This is a genomic window from Brevibacillus sp. HB1.1, from assembly GCF_013332445.1.
Lineage (GTDB): Bacteria > Bacillota > Bacilli > Brevibacillales > Brevibacillaceae > Brevibacillus > Brevibacillus porteri.
Window position 1 is genome coordinate 59390 of record NZ_JABMIV010000013.1, and the last position, 22072, is coordinate 81461.

At 51.2% G+C, this 22072-nt stretch carries 14 protein-coding genes; 13 read left to right on the forward strand and 1 reads right to left on the reverse strand.

Going from position 1 to position 22072, the window contains the following annotated elements; genetic code table 11:
* The first annotated feature begins 32 nt into the window (after positions 1-32).
* From paaA to HPY27_RS25925, 9 genes are all read left to right on the forward strand, one after another.
* The gene (gene paaA, locus HPY27_RS25885) at positions 33-1001 is read left to right on the forward strand and encodes a 1,2-phenylacetyl-CoA epoxidase subunit PaaA (protein WP_174226323.1); all 969 of its coding nucleotides are present in this window, start codon (positions 33-35) and stop codon (positions 999-1001) included.
* A gap of 10 nt (positions 1002-1011) precedes the next feature.
* On the forward strand, positions 1012-1344 hold the full coding sequence (gene paaB, locus HPY27_RS25890) for a 1,2-phenylacetyl-CoA epoxidase subunit PaaB (RefSeq protein ID WP_174226324.1): 333 nt from the start codon (positions 1012-1014) through the stop codon (positions 1342-1344).
* 17 nt (positions 1345-1361) lie between these two features.
* The gene (gene paaC / locus HPY27_RS25895) at positions 1362-2195 is read left to right on the forward strand and encodes a 1,2-phenylacetyl-CoA epoxidase subunit PaaC (RefSeq protein WP_174226325.1); all 834 of its coding nucleotides are present in this window, start codon (positions 1362-1364) and stop codon (positions 2193-2195) included.
* A gap of 17 nt (positions 2196-2212) precedes the next feature.
* Entirely contained in the window at positions 2213-2716 is a 504-nt protein-coding gene (gene paaD, locus HPY27_RS25900; RefSeq protein ID WP_017251559.1) for a 1,2-phenylacetyl-CoA epoxidase subunit PaaD, read from the forward strand.
* A 24-nt stretch (positions 2717-2740) separates the two neighbouring features.
* On the forward strand, positions 2741-4183 hold the full coding sequence (locus tag HPY27_RS25905; protein ID WP_017251558.1) for an NAD-dependent succinate-semialdehyde dehydrogenase: 1443 nt from the start codon (positions 2741-2743) through the stop codon (positions 4181-4183).
* Between the two features lie 558 nt (positions 4184-4741).
* A complete protein-coding gene (locus tag HPY27_RS25910) occupies positions 4742-5614 on the forward strand; it encodes a cytochrome c oxidase assembly protein (protein WP_017251557.1) in 873 nt (290 codons plus the stop codon).
* 43 nt (positions 5615-5657) lie between these two features.
* Complete coding sequence (locus HPY27_RS25915; RefSeq protein ID WP_174226326.1) at positions 5658-6116, forward strand: DUF420 domain-containing protein; 459 nt, start codon at positions 5658-5660, stop codon at positions 6114-6116.
* A 96-nt stretch (positions 6117-6212) separates the two neighbouring features.
* Entirely contained in the window at positions 6213-7148 is a 936-nt protein-coding gene (cyoE, locus tag HPY27_RS25920; RefSeq protein ID WP_017251555.1) for a heme o synthase, read from the forward strand.
* Positions 7149-7270: 122 nt separating this feature from the next.
* Positions 7271-8185, forward strand: a complete 915-nt coding sequence (locus HPY27_RS25925) for a COX15/CtaA family protein (protein WP_017251554.1) — start codon at positions 7271-7273, stop codon at positions 8183-8185.
* A 496-nt stretch (positions 8186-8681) separates the two neighbouring features.
* Here HPY27_RS25925 and HPY27_RS25930 read toward each other — a convergent pair whose 3' ends face one another.
* Positions 8682-9431 (reverse strand): hypothetical protein, encoded by a 750-nt coding sequence (locus HPY27_RS25930; RefSeq protein ID WP_174226327.1) that lies wholly within the window; start codon positions 9429-9431, stop codon positions 8682-8684.
* Positions 9432-9603: 172 nt separating this feature from the next.
* Between HPY27_RS25930 and HPY27_RS25935 the strand changes: the two genes are divergently transcribed.
* The 4 genes from HPY27_RS25935 to addA are packed head-to-tail and all read left to right on the forward strand — an operon-like array spanning position 9604 to position 21807.
* Entirely contained in the window at positions 9604-10845 is a 1242-nt protein-coding gene (locus tag HPY27_RS25935) for an exonuclease SbcCD subunit D (protein ID WP_017251552.1), read from the forward strand.
* On the forward strand, positions 10842-14492 hold the full coding sequence (locus tag HPY27_RS25940; RefSeq protein WP_174226328.1) for an AAA family ATPase: 3651 nt from the start codon (positions 10842-10844) through the stop codon (positions 14490-14492). The genes HPY27_RS25935 and HPY27_RS25940 overlap by 4 nt, the downstream gene beginning before the upstream one ends.
* 15 nt (positions 14493-14507) lie before the next feature.
* Positions 14508-18005, forward strand: coding sequence for a helicase-exonuclease AddAB subunit AddB (addB, locus tag HPY27_RS25945; RefSeq protein ID WP_174226329.1), 3498 nt, complete (start codon positions 14508-14510; stop codon positions 18003-18005).
* Positions 17974-21807 (forward strand): helicase-exonuclease AddAB subunit AddA, encoded by a 3834-nt coding sequence (gene addA, locus HPY27_RS25950; RefSeq protein WP_174226330.1) that lies wholly within the window; start codon positions 17974-17976, stop codon positions 21805-21807. The genes addB and addA overlap by 32 nt, the downstream gene beginning before the upstream one ends.
* Positions 21808-22072: the final 265 nt, after the last annotated feature.

Sequence of the window (22072 nt, forward strand, 5' to 3'; positions counted from 1 at the left end):
AATGCATATCTGATAAAAGGAGGGCGTTCTCCATGCAAATGAGGCTCGAACATGCCGATCTGACTGAAAACGAAAAGTTGGAAGCGTTTTTAGCGAGAATCGAACGCGGGGAAAAAATAGAGGCAGACGATTGGATGCCAGACGACTATCGCAACCAGTTGATCAAGTTGATTTCGATGCATGGCATCAGTGAGATCATGGGTGCCTTGCCGGAAAAAGAATGGGTACCAAAGGCGCCGACACTGCGCAGAAAGCTGGCAATTATGGCGAAGGTCCAGGACGAGATGGGGCATGGTCAATTGCTGCTTCGCGTCGTAGAAGACTTGCTTGGGCCATTGGGCAAGACGCGCGAGGATATCATGAATGATTTGTTTACAAAAAGACTGAAATTTCACAATGTATTCCACATGGAGGCGCCTACCTGGGCTGATGCTGGTGTGATTGGCTGGCTGGTTGACGGCGCGGCTATCATTACGCAATCGATGTCCCTCGATACATCTTATGCACCTTACGCCCGTGCTCTGCATCGGATCTGTGCGGAAGAAAAGTTCCACGCCCAACATGGGGAGAGCATCGTCTTGGAGTTGGCAGAAGGCACCGATGAACAGCGCCAAATGCTGCAAGATGCTATCCATCGTTGGTGGCCAGCGCTCTTGATGTTTTTCGGACCGCCGGAAAACGGCAACATTACGAGCAATCAGGAATCCAACATGCGCTACAAGATTCGTACACAGACCAATGAAGAATTGCGCCAAGTATTCCTGAAAAAGTATTTGCCGCGTATTTTCCACCTTGGCTTCACAGTTCCAGACGATACGATTTACTTCGACGAGGCAGAAGACAAATGGGTCTACCAACAGCCTGACTGGGAAGAGTTCAAGCAAATCGTCAAGGGGAACGGACCACGCTCTGCTCACCGTCTGAATCTTCGGGTAATGTCTTATGAGGAAACCAAATGGGTGCGCGACGCAATTATGTCGTACGGCCGACAAGTAGGGTAGGTGAATGTGGATGAGCAACGAAAACTTTTTCATATACGAAGTATTCAGCCAAAAAACCGTAAATGCTCCGTTCGTCCAACAGTTCAGTTTGTTGGCACCCAATAAAGAAGTCGCTTTGAGTATGGCGAGGGAGAATTTCCTGCGCCGCGAGCCTTGTTTTAATTTGTGGGTAGTCAAACGCGACGACATTTTTGGACTGCCGCCAGAGGAGCGTCCTTTCCTGGAAAGACTCGATAACAAGAGCTATCGGGAGACCAAAGGATACGGCGATTTGCAGTCGAGATGGCGTCACCATCGCGAGCAGTACGAAGAAAAACAGAAGCATGCAGGCAACGGCAGTTAAGCAGGAGGGATACAATCATGGGCGACCGTTTACATGTAGAAACAGTGGAAGCAGCAAAGCAAAACCCGGCATTCGCAACAGCCTTGACCGACCTGTTGTTCCAGCTTGCTGATGACGATTTTATATTAGCGTATCGCGGATCGGAATGGCTTGGGCTTGCTCCGCATATTGAAGAAGATGTGGCCTTTTCTTCGATGTCTCAGGACATGATGGGCCATGCCGTGATGTTTTATGAAATGCTGGAGCAACTAGGAGTGGGCAAAGCAGATGATCTCGCACAGCTGCGCGAGGCGAAGGCGTTTTCCAATGCGATCTTGGTAGAGCGTAAAAACGGCGACGGCGAATACAACGATCATCCTCATTACGATTGGGCTTATGCGATTGTTCGCAGCTATGTGTACGGCTTATACAAGCAGGTTCGCTTGGAGGCACTTACGCAGTCGTCATACGCACCACTCGCGCTGGTTAGTCGCAAAATGATGACAGAGCATCGCTATCATCTGATGCATTGGCAAGTTTGGCTGAAGCAACTGGCGAACAGTACGCCTGATGCGCGTCAGAGGCTGGAGGCAGCCATTGCAAAAGTTTGGAAGGATGCAGGGGAGCTGCCTCATCTCGGACCAAACGAGGTCGATATCGTTCAATTTGGCCTGATTGTAGAAGAAGAGCAACTGAAACAAAAATGGCTGACACTGACCCAAGACATTTTCGAAAAAGCAGGACTCGAATGGCAGGGGGAGCCAGGAGTGCCACAAGAGCGCGGACGTCACGGTGAACATACTGCTGATCTGGTGCAAGCTTTGGCTACCTTGTCTGAAGTGTACCGCATTGATCCGGCTGCAGGCTGGTAAAAAGGAGTGATTCTCTCATGGCGCAAGAAGAACTGCAACTGCATGAAGGGCTTGAAGCGACATGCTGGGAACTGCTGCAGCAAGTAACAGATCCCGAAATTCCGGTGATCAGCATGGTAGAGATGGGGATGATTCACAAAGTGCGCGTCGAGACAGACGTCGTACACGTCGAGGTGCTCCCTACCTTTGTCGGCTGTCCGGCACTCGAGATCATGAAGAAGAACATCACAGAAAAGCTGGTGGAGGTAGAAGGAATCAATCAGGTTCAGGTAGCGTTCGTCTATGATCCAGCCTGGACATCTGATCGTATCGCCTTGGATGCTCGTGATAAGCTGAAAAGCTTTGGCATCGCGCCGCCACCGCTTGACTTCAAACCGGGAGATACATGGGAAGTGGCATGTCCCTACTGTGATTCCCCGTATACACAAATGGAAAATTTGTTTGGCCCTGCTGCTTGTCGAAGTATTTTGTATTGCCGGCACTGCAAAAATCCGTTTGAGGCCCTAAAACCAATCTATTGAGAGAGATTGAGAGGAGCGAATGTCATGGGAGAGTACAAGCAAATGTTTATTAATGGAGAATGGGTGAATGCCGAGAGTGGCGAGTCCATTCAAATTACGAATCCTGCTACAGGCGAAACAGTTGGAACAGTAACCTTCGGCGATGGTCGTGATGCCAACAAGGCCATCGACGCTGCTCATCAGGCATTTGCAAGCTGGTCTCGACTGACTGCTCGCGAGCGCGCCAAATATTTGTACAACTTGTCCGAGCTGGTGAAAAACAATCGGGATGAACTAGCGGGCATCATTTCTGCTGAAATGGGCAAGCCTTTGGGCGAGGCAAAAGGCGAAGTTCTGGGTGCCGCTGATAATTTCGTTTGGTACGCAGAAGAAGCCAAGCGTGTCAACGGAGAAACGATTCCATCTTCCGTTGCGAACAAGCGAATCATGGTGCTGCGTCAGCCTGTAGGGGTGGTTGGGGCGATTACCCCGTGGAACTTCCCGGTGAACATGGTTGCACGCAAGATCGCTCCGGCATTGGCTGCGGGCTGCACGGTGGTTTTAAAGCCAGCAGAAAGCACGCCGCTGTCTGCGATTCGTATGTTTGAGCTGATTGAGCAGGCTGGTTTTCCAAAAGGTGTCGTAAACCTCGTCATTGGAAATCCTGAATCGATTGGGAAAGAATTCATCGACAATCCGAAGCTTTCCAAAATCGGATTTACAGGCTCCACTCGTGTCGGCAAGCTGCTGATGGAGGGCGCGGCGAAGCAAGTAAAGCGCGTCAGCATGGAGCTTGGTGGTCACGCACCGTTCATCGTATTCCCGGATGCCGATCTGGATGCAGCCGTAAAAGGTCTGTTTGAGAGCAAATTCCGTAACTCCGGTCAAATGTGCATTTGCACGAACCGTCTGTACGTCCACGAGGATGTCGCAGATGCGTTCACAGAAAAGCTGGTAGAGCGTCTGAAGCGTGCGAAGGTAGGAGATGGTCGCCAGAAAGAGACAGAGATCGGTCCACTGGTGAACGAGCGTGCCTTGAACAAGGTGCTCGAGCATATCGAGGACGCCAAGGACAAAGGCGGGCAAGTGGTATACGGCGGAAATCGTTTGGTTGAAGGTGATTATGCGAAGGGCTTCTATTGCGAACCGACCTTGCTTGCTGGCGTTACATCGGATATGAAAATCTCTTTTGAGGAAACGTTCGGTCCAGTCGTTCCACTCGTGCGTTTTACAGAGGAAGCGGATGTTGTACAGATGGCAAACGACACACGTTACGGCTTGGCTGCTTATGTGTATACCCGCGATAATCAGCGTTGCTTCCGTATGGCTGAGCTCCTCGAATACGGAATCGTAGGGATCAATGATGGTTCTCCTACGCAGACGCAAGCGCCGTTTGGCGGATTCAAGGAAAGCGGAATCGGCCGTGAAGGTGGCCGCTACGGAATGGATGAGTATTTGGAAACCAAGTTCGTTTCCTTTGGACTGTAAGATAGGAAGAGAAGAAGAGTTCAGACAAGATCTGGACTCTTCTTTATTTTCATATAGGAAAGATTTTAAAAGGTACTGATGAACAAACAAAGCAGGTGAGAAGAAAAAGCACAGGGCTCGTAGACCTTGACACCGCCAACCCAGTCGGAACTTCAAAAAGGGGACCACGCTTGTCGAACACTTCTTCCTTGAGAAACGTCCGCCCGTAGGGTGGCTTTGGCTCGACGGTCCCCTTTTTGAAGTGGAGACGGCCAGTCAATCCCACATGCTGGCGTGTCAGAGTCGAAGAGAACTGTGCTTTTTCTTCTCCTCCACTATGCTGACTCCACTCATAAGGAGTTTTTTTTTATGTAAATTTTGTGAATTGTTTTGTTCAACACTTTGTTCATTTTTATCTACAAAGAAAAAGGGAATCAACGGTATAATGGAGATTGGATCAAGGGCAACATTTAATAGATAAAAATTGGTATTTCATATTGACGCAATATGTACATATGACGACGCCCAGCAAGAGTGGTATCGTCCAAGATTTTACATTTTGGAAGGGAGGATATAAACATGGGAAATGAACATCAAATGCACGAGATGTCACCGGCTGTCGGAACCGCAACCTTTTCAGATTTGTGGAGTCCGGATGTGATGCTTTTGTCGTTACTCGTGACTACTGTCTATTTTCTCGTAACCGGTCCTATGCATAAACGTTTTGAAAACGCTACACCGGCGACTGGCAAGCAAAGATTACTTTTTGTGTTGGCAATCGTGTTGTTTTACACCGCACAAGGAAGCCCTATCAGTTATTACGGCCATCATTACATGTTTAGTTTGCACATGCTCCAACAATCGATCTTGTACTTTGCCCTGCCACCGCTTATGCTTCTCGCAATGCCTGAATGGCTTTTGGCCAAGATTTTCCGTCCGAAAGCGATGAAGTTCATACTAAACTCTTTGACACACCCGTTAGTGGCAGCGCTGTTGTTCAACTCACTGTTTTCGTTTTACCATGTTCCATTTATTTTTGATGCCGTCGCGATTAACCATGAGTGGATGACGTTTTATCATGTCATTCTCGTGATTGCCGCATTTGCGATGTGGTGGCCGATTGTGAGTCCGTTGTCTGATAACAAGCGACAACTGGCTGGATTGAAAAAACTGTCGTACGTTTTTGCAAACGGTGTCTTGATTACGCCCGCCTGTGCGCTGATTATTTTTGCTTCGGAACCGCTGTACGCTACGTATATAGCTGCGCCACAGCTATTCCAAAGCCTCGACGCGTTTAACGATCAGCGTCTTGGCGGAATCATTATGAAGCTGGTACAGGAGCTTGTTTACGGCTGTGTGCTGGCCTATGTCTTCTACCATTGGTACAAGGCAGAGAAGCAGGACGACATGCCGATGGATCAATCTTTCGGTGCTGAAAAGCCGACTTTTTAAATATGCGCGAACAGCAGAAACGTTTGTTGAATGAGGTGAAAAAATGGGGCTCATATTGCCTACGGTAAGTACGGCTTTTATCGTGATTAGTGGAATTCTCGTTGCGATTGGCTGGTACGCCATTGCGAAAAAGCAAGTAGAAAAGCATATGAAGATTATGAAATGGGCTGCGATCTGTGCCACGATTTTCTTTATCACTTATGTATCCAGAACGGTCTTTGTCGGAAACACGCATTTTGGCGGACCAGACAGCATTAAGCCAATCTATCAGACGTTCTTGTTCTTCCACATCATCCTGGCAACAGTCGGTGGTGTGATGGGTCTGATTACACTCAGATACGCTTACACGAAAAACTATGCTTCTCATCGTAAGATCGGTCCTTGGACGTCCATTGTGTGGTTTATCACTTCCATTACAGGAGCGGCGGTTTATTTGCTGCTGTACTGGATTTATCCGGGTGGCGAGACGTCTGGCGTGCTGGATGTAATTTTTGGTAAGTAATCGTTTTAGTAGTTTTTTGGGCATTGGATACAATGTAGTTAGTTTATCCAGTCATGATTCGGATGTTCAGATAGAAGGAAACAGGAGGTACAAAACGTGGACCAGCAAATGCCGATGCAGGAATCGCTTGATGCCGATGCTGCTTTGCAGACACAGCCGGTAGGGCCAGCTACCTTTCAGGATTACGTACAACTGACGAAGCCTGGTATTACCCTGTCAAACTTGATGACCACTTTTGCTGCTTTATGGTTAGCGTCCTACGGTTATCCGAACTGGAAACTGGCTTTATTCACCATGCTAGGAACCGCTTTGGTCATTATGTCGGGTGCGGCTTTAAATAATTTCTACGACCGTGATCTGGACAAAAAAATGAAGCGGACGCAAAATCGTGCGGTAGCGACAGGAAGAATTTCTGCACGTAACGCGATCCTCTTAGGGATTGGCCTGCTGTTGGCAGGGGTTACTGTGTTGGCTGTATATGCGAATCCCTTGGCGGCGGTTTGGGGATTAATCGGTCACATTTTTTACGTCTTGATTTACACGCCGCTGAAAAGAGTAACAACTCTCAATACGGTGATTGGTGGTATTTCAGGTGCAGCTCCTCCAGTGATTGGGTGGGTAGCAGTAACAGGCACCATGGACATGACGGCTTGGCTGTTGTTCCTGGTCTTGTTCTTGTGGCAGCCACCCCATTTTTTGGCGTTGGCCATGCTGAAAACAGAAGAATACCGTGCAGGTAATCTGCCGATGCTACCGGTAGTAAAAGGCTTTGCCGAGACGAAGCGACAAATGGTGCTGTGGGGTTCGGTGTTGTTCCCGGCTTCTTTGCTGCTGTTCGTCCACGCTAGCCTAGGCTATGTGTATTTGCTTGTCATGGGCGTGATGGGGATTGTGTACATGGTTCTGCTTTTACAGGGGTTCAAAACCAAGGATGATCTTGCTTGGGCACGCAAACTGTTCGGCTATTCCATCCTTTATTTGACCGTGTTTTGTGCAGCGATTGTCATTAGTACCATGGTCAACTATTATTGACACGAAACACTCACTAAATGTTCACGGAACATCCCTTGCTTAGCAGGGGATGTTTCATTATCGTAAAAGAGGACATAGAACGAGGTGTTGTTTGATCCTCACAAGAAACAGGGTGAATTACTATGGAAAAATGGCTGAAGCCGTTAGCTTTTCTTGCTACCTTGATCATGTTTATCGTGATGGTAGCCGGTTCGCTTGTTACCAAGACAGATTCAGCACTCGGCTGTGGAAATGACTGGCCGCTGTGCAACGGAAAATGGGTTCCGGAATACACGTTGGCATCCATTATTGAATATTCTCATCGCCTGATTACAGGTGTTGCCGGTATTGTTGTCGTGATTTTCTCTGTACTTTGCTGGCGCTATTACAAAGGCAACCAAGAAGTTCGCAATCTCGCTATTTTTGGTTTGTTTTTCATCGTAGTGGAGTCCATTCTCGGCGCTTCTGCCGTCATTTGGCCACAGTCCTCATCTGTTTTGGCTCTGCACTTCGGATTCTCCTTGCTTGCTTATTCAGGCGTGTTCTTGTTGAGTGTGTTCGTTTATCAGCGGGAAAAAACGCAAAGCTTGGTGAAAACGACCGTCTCAAAAGGCTTCCGCAACTGGATGTGGTTCGTCGCTACTTATACGTACGCTGTTGTTTATCTCGGAGCGTATGTCAGACATACGGGTTCAAGTATGGCATGCAGTGACTGGCCGCTGTGCCAGGGACAGATTATCCCAGAGTTGTACGGACAGACTGGTATTCATTTTGCCCACAGAATCGCTGCGATGGTGTTGGGATTCTTGTTGTTGGGGACAATGATTTACTGCATACGTCATTTCAAGGAAAAACGGCGTGACTTATACGGTGCGAGTATCCTGAGCTTTATTCTTTGCATCGCGCAGGTGTTCAGCGGTGGCTTCGTCATTATTTACAAGCTTCACCTGTACGCTACGCTGACTCATTCCATGATTATCACCATTTTGTTCGGGATCATCTGCTACATGTGCTTGCAGACATTGAAGTCACCGACAAATGAAAAGCTGAGAAGATAATAATGAGGAAAAGCTGCGCTCCTAATTCGTGGAGGGCAGCTTTTTTATTATATAGCTGTAGTGGTGGGGAAGAAGCGCATTTCCAGTCAACGCTTCAGCCTACGCCCTGCAAGGGGGATTCACTGTCCGCTCCGAAATGAGTGGCAGGAGCGCTTCAAACGTTGAAGTTTCGAGGAAGGATCTCATAAGTGAAGCTGAAATTCCCTGCCATTCATTTCTGCGCTGGGTAGGGCTCCAGAGGCGCTTGGACTGGAAATGCACTTCTTCCTACGCGACTTTTTATTAAACGTCTTGTGAGTAAATTCAAGAAGCTCCTTGTCCTACTTTCACAATGATGTAAAAGCATCGAATCAGATACACAGCTGTTGGGAAGACCTGTCACATGTTCGGAAGGAGACCGCCCGAACGAAGAGAGTAAAAAGGCGACTGGAGAACATGTGACAGGGCTTCGCCCCCACCACAATCGATAGAGGACATCGAATTACAGACCGTCAGGCTATTGCCCAGACGGTTTTTCCACATTCAAAGGAACAAAAACACCATTTTCCCAACGATACATTTGCAAAGTAGTCTCAGGCTTGCCCGGCAGCAGTTCACCTGTATCCGGGTTTAGCTCCTGCTTCGTTTGCCAGTGGTAGAGCAGTGGTTTTGCTTCGTCATCATGTACGATTTGATAACTGCCGACCGTCCGGAAAAGTTGACCACCTGGCACCGAAACCGTTTCCCGCAGCAGTCCTTCCCATGCTTTGACCAAACGACCTTTGTCCAAATACCACAGATTCGCCTGGTAGACCGATATGCCTGATCCGCCAGTATGCTGGACGGTTTCAAATACTCGTTTTTCTGCGAGTAGACGCGGTTCAACTTCAGTGTTCTTATCAATCGCGGGGGAATTTATTTCACGCGTATAGTCCCAATGATCCAATTGCAGGCGCGGTGGATTCCATTCCTCTTCCGCGATGAGGGCATACGTACGATCAGGCTTTTGATCCAAAACGTAAAAACTCCCGATATGTACACTGCCGTTATGCTTGGCGGCAATTTCTGGTTCCGGGTCATCATCGAGATTGACGAGTTGAAAATCAAAGTTGTCGGAAACAACTGGATTTTTGGCTTGCTTGTTAATCCAATCCATTATTTGGGTCTTGGAAGGCTTCTTGGAGGCAAGGGAAGAGGGGGCAGTGAGGACGAGACTGGAGACGGCAAGTCCTACTGTCAGGGTGAGCAACAGGCGGGAATTACGCAACGGTAACGAGCTCCTTTCCGAGATGAGATCGATCAATCGCGACCTTTTCAGTTGGAAGACGAGCAGTCAGGAGCAAAAGTAACGGGGAAGTGGAGTAAATTTCAACCGCGAACCGCGCTGTCTTTTGTTACAATGAAAAGCAAACACATGATCGTGGAGAGTGATAGTAGACATGCGGATATTACATACAGCCGACTGGCATTTCGGGCGGCAGCTGGAAGGGCGGGACCGACGGATAGAACAAACAGCTTTTGTGGACGAGCTCTGTCACATCGCTGATGAGCGGGAAGTGGATTTGGTGCTCATTGCTGGGGATGTGTACGATTCGGTCAATCCGCCTGCTTGGGCGGAAGAGCTTTTTTATGATGCATTAGAGCGCTTGTCTTCGGAAGGCAGGCGAGGTGTTGTCGTGATCGCGGGGAACCATGACCAGCCTGAGCGGGTGCGGGCAGCAGCGCCGCTTGCCACAAAGCACGGAATTGTATTGTTGGGGTTGCCGAAGGAAGCGCCATTGCTGACGCAGGAAGCATCGACTGATCGCGTGCAACTTGTGCAGGGAGGCCCTTCTTGGCTAGAAATGAAGATTCCTGGCTGCGCAGCGAATGCGGTCATTTTGGCTTTGCCGTATCCTTCTGAATCGCGATTAAAGGAGCTGTTGAGCGAAAGCTTTACCCAGGAGCAGATGCAGCTTGCTTTTTCCGAGCGCATTGCACAATTGCTTGCTGATCTGTCTGTTCATTTTCGTGAGGATACGGTCAATCTGGTCACGAGCCACTTATTTGTCATGGGCGGTAAGGAAACAGATTCGGAGCGACCGATTCAAATTGGGGGAGCGTTGACTGTATCACCGCAGGCTTTTCCGAAGAACGCTGATTATGTGGCGCTCGGCCATCTCCATCGACTGCAAAAGCTCAGTGACAAGCCGTTGGTGCGTTACAGCGGTTCACCGATTTCGTACAGCTTTTCCGAAGCAGGTCAGAGCAAGGCAGTCGTACTGGTCGAGGTGGAGCCAGGGCAAGAAGTGCGTGAGGAGATCATTTATTTGACGAGCGCACGGCCATTGGCACGTTGGAGGGCGACGGAGGGAATTGAGCAAGTCGAGCGCTGGTTGGAAGAGGGACGCGATGCAGGGGCGTGGATTGACTTGGAGCTGCATGTATCTGGCGTGATCGACCCGGCAGAATTTCAGCGTGTCCGCAAGCTTTCGGATGATTTTTTGAAAATACAACGTGTTGTCGTGAGGGAAGAGCGTGAGGAGGAAGAGGAGCAGCGGGTCGAGCTGACAGAGCTGACGTCCGATCAATTGTTCAAACGCTTCTATGAACGGAGACGGGGAGCAGAGCCGGATGAGCAGCTGGTGGCCTTGTTCCAGCGTCTATTGGCAGAAACCGGAGGAGAGGGGGAAGAAGAGTGAGACCGATACGATTGAAGCTGGCAGGGATGCACAGCTACAGAGAAATGCAAGAGGTCGATTTCGAAGTGCTATGTCAGGCGGGACTGTTTGGGATATTCGGTCCGACTGGAAGCGGGAAATCGACAATCTTGGACGCGATCACGCTAGCGCTGTACGGGCAGGTCGTCCGGTTGGGCGGGGGAAACCATCCGAAAGAAGTGCTGAACCAGCTGGAGCAGCGCGTATTTGTGTCCTTTACCTTTGAGCTGGGGACTGGCGATGAGCGAAAGCAATATACGGTGGAACGGGAATTTGGCCTGGATAAAAAGGGGAACAAGAGACAACCGGAAGTAAGGCTGATTCAGTCGGGAGCCTTGACCGGAGAGCCGGATGTCGTATTGGAATCCAAAGCCACGTCCGCGACTGCCGCGATTGAGGCGCTGATTGGTCTCACTTTGCAGGACTTTACCCGGGCGGTCGTTTTGCCACAGGGGCAATTTTCCCGTTTCTTGACGCTGAAGGGCAGTGAGCGCAATGAAATGCTGCAACGAATGTTCCGCCTACATATTTATGGGGAAAAGCTGAGCGAGCGCGTACGGCACGCGTTGGAGCAGGTCAAGGAACAGATGCATCGCTTGCAACTGGCGAGTGCAGCTCTGGGTGACGCAGGTCCGGAAGCCTTGGAGCTGGCGAGACATACATGGGAGGAAGCTGCGCAAAAAGAGCAGGAATTCACCCAGCAAAAACAGGAGCTGGCCGGGAAGCTAAAGGAGCTGGAGCAGCTGAACCAGTGGCATCAGGAGCTATTGCAAGTCCAGGCGCAACTACAGCAGCAGGAAGCAAATGAAGCGGAAATGGCATCCCTAACCACGAAGATTCGCGAATGGGAGTCGAGTATTCGATTGTGGCCATTACTCCAGCAATATGAGCGTTTGGATCAGGAATGGCATGCGACCGGTACGGCATTGGAACGCAGCCGCGAACAACAGGAGAGTGCTCGTTTGGCCGCAGATGAGGCAGAGCAAGCGTATCAGAAGGTTCATGCCGAATTGGCTGTACAGGAGCCGTTACTGATTCAGCAAAAGGGCAGGCTGGTACAGGCACAGGAATGGGAAGAGGAGCTAAAGGCGATCCGGGAAGAGTGGACAGGTCTGGAGCGAGAGTGGAATGAAGTGTCAGTCGCCTTGACCAACATCGAACAACAGTTGGAAAAGGATGAAGCCGAATTAAAAAACTGGGAGCTAGCGTGGGCGGATCTGCAAGAACAGATGAAGCAGGTCACGATCTCTCCAGAATGGCGAGCACAAATAGCGGCAGCCAGAGAAGCGAAGCAGCAGTGGGAACGGGACTATGCCAAGGTACGTGAGCTGGAAAAAGAACAACTCGCAGCAGAGGAGCACATCCAGGCGGCAACCCATGCGGCCGATGAGAACAAGCGCAGCTGGGAAGTGTGTGCGAATCGGTTGGCACAAAAAAGAGAAGAGCTGGCAGCACCTACCGACTCGGCTTTGATGAGTGAAGCAGAATGGGAGAAAGCAAGAAATGTACTGGCAGACATGAAGCAGGTAGGGCGCCAGTGGCGGGAAGTATTGCAGGCTTTCTCATCATGGCAGGAGAAGTCGCAACACATCGTCCAGGAGCGTAAGCAGTTGGATGAGCGCAATCAAGAGCTGACTCGGGCAGTAGAGACAAGCGAAGCGCTTGTGAAGAGTCAACTGGTCCAACGAGATGAGCTGCGCCAAGAATGGGAACGCTGGCAGCAGGAAAACATGGCGCGATTTTTGCGCGAACGTTTAGAGGAAGGCAAGGAGTGTCCGGTATGTGGTTCCGAACACCACCCACACGGGCACCAAAACCATACAAAAGCGTCTGAAGTGGGGACGGAGGGTGATGCCCTGCGTGCCCGAATCAAAGTGTCAGAAGAGGCTTTGCGTGCGGCTGAGCAAGAAGCAGGCAAGACCAAGGAAGCCTGGTTGGCAGCGAAGGGAGCGCTTGCTGCTTTTGATGAGCGCCTAGCAAGTGTAAAGGCTGAACAGGAACAGCTGGAAGCGCGCTTGGAAGCGATCAAGGCAGAGTGTCGCGGGTACGGACAGCCTTGGATCGTGGATTCTTTTGAAGAGCTACTCGGAGTCTATCAGCGCGAGGAAAAAGAACGGATCGCCAAGCAAGCGGAAAGAGAGCGACTAAAAGCAGAGCGTGAGCAATTGCAGCAGCAGCTGGAGGCCTTGCGTGAGGAAGAAGCGGAAAAGAAACGCTTGATGGAGCGGAGCACGCTGTTGCTCGAGCAGGCACAGAAGGCAATCAATGACAATAAAGCTCGCCTGGACGCTGCATCCATGCAAGAAAAGCAATCCAGAGAAGAGCTCGACACGAAGCGCAATGAGCTTCCCATTGAGGAAATCGAACAGCGGTACGAGGAAATCGGAAAATCAGATCGCCGTTTAGCAGAACTACAGCAGGTACGATCCGAGAAAGAAACGCTGCGCGGAAAGCTGACGATGCAAGTAGAAGCCGCCAAGTCGCGTAAGGTAGAGGGCAAATCACGGGAAGCGGCGCTGAAGGAAAAGCTTGAAGATAGAAAGCGCATGTGGGAACAAAAACATGCCCAATGGCTGGAACGCACGGGAGGACTTACTGCGCAGGAGTGTCTGATGCGGGTAGAGGATTCTCTCCTCGGTTTGCGTCAGGCAGTCACGTTGGCAGAGACAAAGCGCAAAGAGGCCGCCGAGGCCCGGGAAACGGTGCAAAACAATCTGGTCAAATATTCGGAGACGCTGGCCATCCTCACACGGCAACGTACGGAAGCTCACGAGACATTGTACCAAGGCTTGCAAGAAACAGGTCTCGGCACTGTCGAGTATGTACGGGAGCGGTACGCAGAGCGCGAGCAATTGCCACAGGCACAGGAACAAGTCGAGGCTTACACGCGAATCGCAGGGCAGCTTCGTTACGAGGAAGAAAGGCTACAGCAAGCAGTAGCAGGCCGTTCGTTTACGCAAGAAGAGCTCACCACTGCAAAAGAGGCATGGGAGCAATGGGAGCAAGCCTTCCAGGAGGCGCAAAAGCAAGTCGCTGTCGCCAAAGAGCACGTGGATCGCATGGAAAAAAATCATGACAAATGGCAAGAGCTTCATAAAGAGATGGTACAGCAGCAGGATGAGCAGAGCCGCTTGGAAGAGTTGAAAAAGTTGTTTGAAGCCAAGGCGTTTGTCCAGTTCATTGCGGAGGAAAAACTGGTATCAATCGCCAGAGACGCTTCGTATCACCTGAAGCGGATGACCGCCAATCGTTACGGGCTGGAAATCGGCGACGAGGGCGAATTTGTTTTGCGAGATGAAGGAGCTGGAGGAATGCGCCGTCCAGTAAGCACATTGTCTGGCGGGGAAACATTCCTGACTTCCTTGTCGCTGGCTCTTGCCCTGTCGATGGAGATTCAAATGCGTGGCGGCCGCCTGGAGTTTTTCTTCTTGGACGAAGGCTTTGGGACACTCGATCCGGAGCTATTGGAAGTCGTTATGGATGCGCTTGAACGACTGCGCATGGACGATTTTACCATCGGGGTCATTAGCCACGTCCCGGAAATACGTGTGCGCATGCCGCGTCGTCTGGTCGTGACACCAGCAGAACCGATGGGAAAAGGCAGCATGCTGCATCTGGAAATGGAGTAGGGAAGGGGAAAAATCATGGCAGTCCAATTTATACTGGGACGGGCAGGAACGGGGAAGACAGAATCGATTCATCGGCAGATGCAAGCCCGGCTACGGGAAAAGCCGTTGGGTTCGCCTATGATTCTGCTCGTACCGGAACAGGCCAGCTTTCAGGAAGAGTATGCGCTCGCCACACTGCCAGAGCTAGGCGGTGTGATGGGGACACAAGTGCTCAGCTTCGGTCGATTGGCTCACAGGCTCATGCAGGAGCTGGGCGACCTGACTACCGTGCCTGTTGACGATCTGGGCAAGCATATGGTTTTGCGCATGCTTTTGGAGCGGCACAAGGAAGAGCTGAACGTATTCGGGCGCTCGGCGACACAGCCTGGGTTTGCTTCTCAGCTCGGTCGCTTGATTAGCGAGTGCAAATCGTATGGGGTATCCTTCACCGATTCCGAGAATCTGGAGTGGGGAGGAGCCAATCTCAATCAAAAAATACATGACCTTCGCTTGATTATGAATGCGTACGAGGCTTACTTGTCGGAGGGGTATTGTGATGCGGATGACATCCTGAACCGAGTGGCCACAATGGTACGTGATTCCATGTACATCAAGCAGGCTGAAATATTTATCGATGGCTTTACCGGGTTTACGAATCAAGAGCTGCGCTTGATCGAGCAGTTGATGCAGCACGCCAAGCAGGTGACGATTGCGCTGACGCTTGACCCGAATGAACGGGACGCCTCTGTGGATGAACTGGGGCTGTTCCACCCTACACTGCGAACATACCAAGCCTTGACACTGATGGCGCGTGAATCGGGTGTCTCAATCGCCAAGCCGCTTTTATTGACCGAGGCACAGCGATTCCAGAGCAGTCCATGGCTTCGTCAGGTCGAACAAGTGTATTTCCAATGGGGAGACCCGCCAATCCCGGATCAGCCCGGACGTTCAGACGAAGTGACGATGCTCTCAGCAGTGAGCAGGCGAGCAGAGGTAGAGGCTGTGGCGCTGAAGCTCTTGACCCTGTCGAGAGAAGAGGGGTATCGCTGGAAGGACATGGCGATTTTGCTTCGGGAAATTGGTACGTACGCTGACGAGATTTCGGCTGTATTTACCGAATACGGCATCCCGCACTTCTTGGACCAGAAGCGCTCTGTCATGCACCATCCCTTGGTCGAGCTGGTGCGCTCGGCATTGGAGGTCATTGTCACAAAATGGCGCTACGACGCTGTTTTCCGCTGCTTGAAAACAGACCTGCTCCTGCTGGATATCACCGATGAGCATACAGCTCGGAAGGAAATCGACCGACTGGAAAACTACGTGCTGGCTCATGGTGTCTTTGGTTATCAATGGGCAGAAGAATCTGCTTGGCATTTCCGCGGGCAAGCTGGTGCTGAGGAAGACGCGAAAATCGATGAATTGAGACGCAAATACGCAGCGCCGCTCCTGTTCTTTGAAAAAGAGATGAAGCAAGCAACGGGCAATAACGTACAGGAAATGACTCTTGCTCTGTACAATCTTCTGATCGCGCTGGATGTGCCTAACAAGCTAGAGAATTGGCAGAGGAAGGCAGAAAATGACGGTGATCTCGATGCAGCACAGGTGCACGGGCAAGTATGGACGGGATTGATCGAGCTGATGGATCAGGTCGTGGAGGTCATGGGCGACGAGAGCATGGATCTGGCGACATTTGCTCGTGTGCTCGACAGCGGTCTGGAGACGATTGAATTGGGACTCGTTCCCCCGGCGCTGGATCAGGTGCTGATCGGGGCTATGGAGCGCTCCCGTCAACCGGATGTCAAAGCTCTGTTTTTGCTTGGCGTTAACGAGGGCATTATTCCGTTGCGTCCAAAAGAAGAAGGAATTCTGGATGAGGCGGAACGTGAGCGACTGGCTGAAATGGGCATGTCGCTGGCACCGAGTGCAAAGCAACGGCTGATGGCTGAGCCTTACCTGCTGTACCAAGCGATGACGAGACCATCGGAGAGACTAATCCTGAGCTGTGCGTTGGCAGATGAAGAGGGCAAGGCACTGCTGCCCTCCTCCGTGTTTACACGCATCCGGGAAGTGCTGCCAGATATCCCGCATCAGGTGTTTTATAACGAACCGACGGGGCAGCACGAGACCGATGCATTCTTGCTCGGTCATCCGAGACGTGTGTTCCGCCACCTGTTGACGCTATTGCGATCTATGAAGAAAACAGGAGAGCTGCCAGATTTCTGGTGGGAGGTATACGATTGGTATATTCGTACCTCTTCCGATGTCAAACGGGAGCAGTGGCTGTTGTCCGGCTTGCGTTACTTCAATCGACCGCAGGAGCTGGATTTAGAAACGAGCACGACCTTGTACGGCAAACAACTAAAAATGAGCGTGTCTCGTCTGGAGCGGTTCCAGTCATGTCCGTTCTCGCATTTCTCTTCCCACGGTCTCAGATTGGCAGAGAGAACGATGTACAAGCTGGAGCGTTTCGATGTGGGAGAGCTGTTCCACGCATCACTCAAGCGAGCCGTTGAAAAAATGAACGAAGACAATCTGGAGTGGAGCAAGCTGACGGAAGACAATAGCATGCAGCTTGCAAATGTGGTTGTAGAAGAACTGGTTCCTGCGACTCGCAGCAGCATTTTGACGCGGACAGCCCGGTATCGTTATTTGTCCGGCAAGCTGAAGCGAGCAGTTGGCCGCGCGATTTACGTACTCGGGGAGCATGCGAAGCGCAGCCGTTTTGCACCAGTAGGACTGGAGGTTTCGTTTGGGCCAAGTTCAGATTTACCGGGATTGGCTTTAACACTTGAAAATGGCGTGGAGCTTCAGTTAATCGGACGAATTGACCGCGTTGACCAATCACTGGATAGTGAGGTCCCGTATTTGCGCGTGATTGACTACAAGTCCAGTCCCAAGCAGCTGTCTCTCTCCGACGTGTGGAATGGCCTGAACTTGCAACTGCTCGTCTATCTGGATGTCGTCGTGGCAAATGCGGAGGAATGGCTGGGGAAAAAAGCCGAAATGGGAGGCGTTTTCTACTATCAGGTAGCCGATCCTTTTGTGACGGCAAAACGCTTGCTAACGGCTGACGAAGCGGCAAAGGAGCGGGCAAAGCGCTTGCGCATGAAAGGCTTAATGCTCGCAGACCCAGAGCTGGCACGAATGATGGATGGCTATGTAGAGCAAGGGGCGTCAGAGCTGGTGCCATTTGAAATCAAAAAGGACGGAACGCTTTCGTCGCGATCATCTGTGGCAACAGCCGAGCAATTCCAAGCCTTGACCTCCTATGTTCGCGATACCGTGAAGCAAATCAGTACGCGCATGACCAACGGGGAAATCCAGATCGAACCGTACACAAATGGGACGATGACTGCTTGCGATTACTGTTCGTACAAGCCTGTATGTAAGTTCGATGGAGATGCAGGCGGGAATGAGCACCGCCAGCTTGCCAAGTGGAACAACAAGCAAATATGGAGCATGCTGGCAGAACAGCAGATGGCAGGAGAAGGAGGAATGACCGATGGCGGATCAACAATTGCAGGCCAAGCCTGAACAATGGACGGACGAGCAATGGCAAGCGATTATCCAGCGCGGGAATAATCTCCTGGTGGCAGCGGCAGCAGGCTCAGGGAAAACCTCTGTTCTGGTTGAGCGGATTATCCGACGGATCATGGACGAGAAGGACCCGGTTGGAGTCGATCAGCTGTTGGTGGTGACCTTTACCAATGCGGCAGCGGCTGAGATGCGTCACCGGATTGGCGATGCATTGCGAAAAGCATTGAAAGATGACCCGCACTCTTCTCATCTGCGTCGACAACTGGCGCTGCTTCAGCGGGCGACGATTACGACGCTTCACTCGTTTTGCTTGGGGATTTTGCGCCAGTATTACTATCTGATTGAACTCGATCCTGATTTTCGCATTGCCGATCAGATGGAAGGCGAGCTTTTGCGGCAGGATGTCTTGGAGGAACAGCTGGAGAGCTGGTATGAGAATGACGTGGATTTTCATGCATTAGCTGATGTGATGCTGGACGGTCAGGACGATCATGCTCTCACCATTTTACTGCTCAGGCTGTATGAGTTTTCACGCAGTCATCCGGCACCAGAACAATGGCTCGGGGAAGCAGCTGGAATGTTTGCGGTTCACGATAAAAACGGTCTGGACGGACTGGAGTGGACCAGAAGCGTGCTGCGTTCTGTGGAGCTGGCACTCGGTGGAATGACGGCTAAGATGCGCAGGGCAGTTCTATTGGCAGGCTCACCGGAAGGGCCTGCTGGCTATTTGCCTTTGCTTGAGGCGGAAGCAGCTGCCCTAGAGCGTGCTGGAGCGGCTTGCATAGATGGCTGGGAAGCGACTGTCGGAGCTGTCCGAGGAGTTGTATTTGCCAAGCTGCCTCCAGTGAAAGGTACAGATCCGCTCGTGAAGGAACAGGTGCAAGACCTGCGAAACAGCGTGAAAAAGGAACTGGCAGAGCAAATCGAGCAATACTTTTCTACGACAGCCGAGCAGTACGTTGCGGATTTGCAGCGGATTGCTCCTCACATGCAGACATTGGCAAGACTGGTGACAGCATTTTCGGACGCATTTCAATTGGAGAAGCGCTCGCGTGGCTTAGTCGACTTTGGCGACTTGGAGCATCTTGCTCTGCGCGTTTTAACCGAAACGAATGAGTCTGGGGAGACTGTTCCATCGTCTATCTCGACCCAATTGCGTGAACAGTTCGCTGAAGTGCTGGTAGACGAATATCAGGATATCAACCTCGTGCAGGAGACCATCTTGCAAATGGTTTCCCGAGACGGAGCGGATGGTCAGCCAGCGAATCGCTTCATGGTAGGTGATGTGAAGCAGAGTATTTATCGGTTCCGCTTGGCAGAGCCGAAGCTGTTTCTCGAAAAATATGTGACCTATCAAAAAGATAGGGACGCTGACGAAGTGTGCATCGGACGGCGTATTGATCTGGCGGCAAACTTCCGCAGTAGAAGAGAAGTCGTAGATGCCGTTAACTTTTTGTTTCGTCAGATCATGTCTCACGGGGTAGGTGAGATTGGTTATGATCCTTCGGCGGAGTTGATCAACCGTGCGTCTTATCCTGAAGCACAGCCGAACCGTTTGCAGGCAGAGATGCATCTGATCGACCGGAATACAGCGATAGCAGAAGAAGGTCAGGTGGTAGTTGCCGAGTCGACAGATGAGGGCGAAGCAGGTATTCCCGAGACAGAAGGAGAGTCCGCAGAGGAAGCGAGTGTAGCACAGCTGGAAGCGCGACTGATTGCCAGCCGCATTCGACGTTGGATGGAGCCAGGCGAGGGAGAAGAGCCACTGCTCGTTTTCGATAAAAAGGCTGGGGGAATGCGTCCGCTGGCCTATCACGATATCGTTATTTTGCTTCGTGCGACCTCAGGCTGGGGGCAGACAATGCAAGAGGAGCTGCACGCGGCAGGAATTCCCGTGTATGCGGAGCAGACTGCGGGTTATTTCGCGGCGACGGAGGTAGAAACGATGCTCTCCTTGCTGCGTGTCATTGACAACCCGCTCCAAGACATTCCATTGGCAGCTGTATTGCGGTCTCCTATCGTGGGCTTGCGGGAGGAGCAACTTGCTCAAATCCGCATTCACTACGCGACAGGGCCGTTTCACCAAGCCGTACTCCAATATGCAGAGGAACGCCCGGCCCAAGAGTCGTGGGAGAAAAGGCTGCGACAGTTTTTTGGCCGATTGGATCTATGGCGGACAGAGGCTCGCAGAGGTGCTTTATCGGAACTGCTGACGATGCTATACCGGGAGACGGGCTATCTCGATTATGTGGCGGCTCTGGAAAACGGTCAGCAGCGACAGGCCAACTTGCGTGCGCTCTATGATCGTGCGAGACAATACGAAGCTGGCTCCTATCGAGGTTTGTTCCGCTTTTTGCGCTTTGTCGACCGTCTGCAAGAGGCGGGCAATGATATGGGCGAAGCAAGAACCATCGGAGAAAACGAGGATGTCGTACGAATCATGACGATCCATAAAAGTAAGGGGCTGGAGTTCCCAGTTGTTTTTGTGGCGGGTATGGGCAAGCAGTTTAATACGATGGATTTGAAAAGCCAGTTTTTGCTGCATAAAGATCTGGGCTTTGGCCCGATGGCAATCGAGCCCTCCATGCAGCTGCGCTATCCGAGTCTGGCTGCGCTAGGCATCCGGCAAAAGCTACGTCGGGATATGCTGGCAGAGGAAATGCGTGTGCTTTATGTGGCTTTGACGCGTGCACGCGAGAAGCTCATTCTTGTTGGTTCATCGAAGGATCTCGCAAAAAGTGTGACGGACTGGGGCAGACAGGATGACAGCGAGCGGCTCAGTGACGAAGATTTGATACAGGCAAAAGGTTACCTGGATTGGGTAGGGCGTGCGATGCTTCGACATCCTGGCGCAGGATTGCTGCGGGCATATCCAGAGCAACAAGGCTCAGGAGATGTCGTGAGAGTCAGAAGTGTGCAAGATTATTCGGTTTGGTCGTTTCATTTCTATCAGGCAGATGAGCTCCGTGCTCAAGGAGAGTCAATCAACGACGATGCGTCTCTGTGGGAGCGTATGACCAGACGAGAGGCGATTGAGGAACGGCCGTCTGATCACACGTTGCGAGAGATTGTAGACACGAGATTAGGTTGGCAGGACCCGCATCCTATTGCGCCACGCGTCGCTGCGAAATGGAGTGTCAGCGAACTCAAGCGACATGCCAAAGTCAGCAAAGGCGGACAGCCACTCACACTGCCGTCGATTACGGAAAAGCCAAAGTTTTTGTCTGAGCAAAAATCCAATCGACTGACAGCAGCAGAAAAAGGGACAATCACGCACTTAGTGTTCCAGCATCTCGATTTGAAGCGTCCGCTGGATGAAGCGGATATTCGGGAGCAGGTGATGGCACTCGCGGCACGTCGCTTTTTGACTGACGAGCAGGTACAAGCAGTAGATGTTCCCCAGATCGCCCGATTCTTCACTGATCCTTTGGGGCAGCGAATGAAGGCGGCGGCGGTCGTGCATCGTGAATTACCATTTACCCTCGTGCTTCCTGCTTATGAAGTAGAAGCGGAGTTAGGTGAAGAAAGCAACGAGCAGGTTGTCGTTCAAGGGGTCATTGATTGCCTGTTGGAGGAACAGGATGGAAGCCTCGTCCTGATCGATTTCAAGACAGATTGGATGGCAAAAGAAGCGACTGCCGTAGCCATCGAAGAGATGAAAAGAAGATACGAAGGCCAGATCAGGCTATACGTTCGGGCGATCAAGCAGATCATCAAGCCAAAAGGGAACGTGTCTAGTTTTCTTTATTTACTCTCAGGTGGATTCTCTCTTTCGTTTTTGGATGAAAGCATGGATTAGTATGTTGGACCGTCAGGGTTAGCTCTGGCGGTCTTTTTGTTAGTTACTGCTACTGTAGTGGAGGAAGAAGCGCATTTCCAGTCTACGCTTCGGCCTACGCCCCACAAGCGGGAATGACTGTCCGCTCCGGAATAAATGGCGGGAGCGCTTCAAACGTAGAAGTTTCGAGGAGGTAGTCCATAAGTGAAGCTGAAATTCCCCGCCATTTTTTCCTGCGCTAAGGTGGGCTCCAGAGGCGCTTTGACTGGAAATACACTTCTTCCTA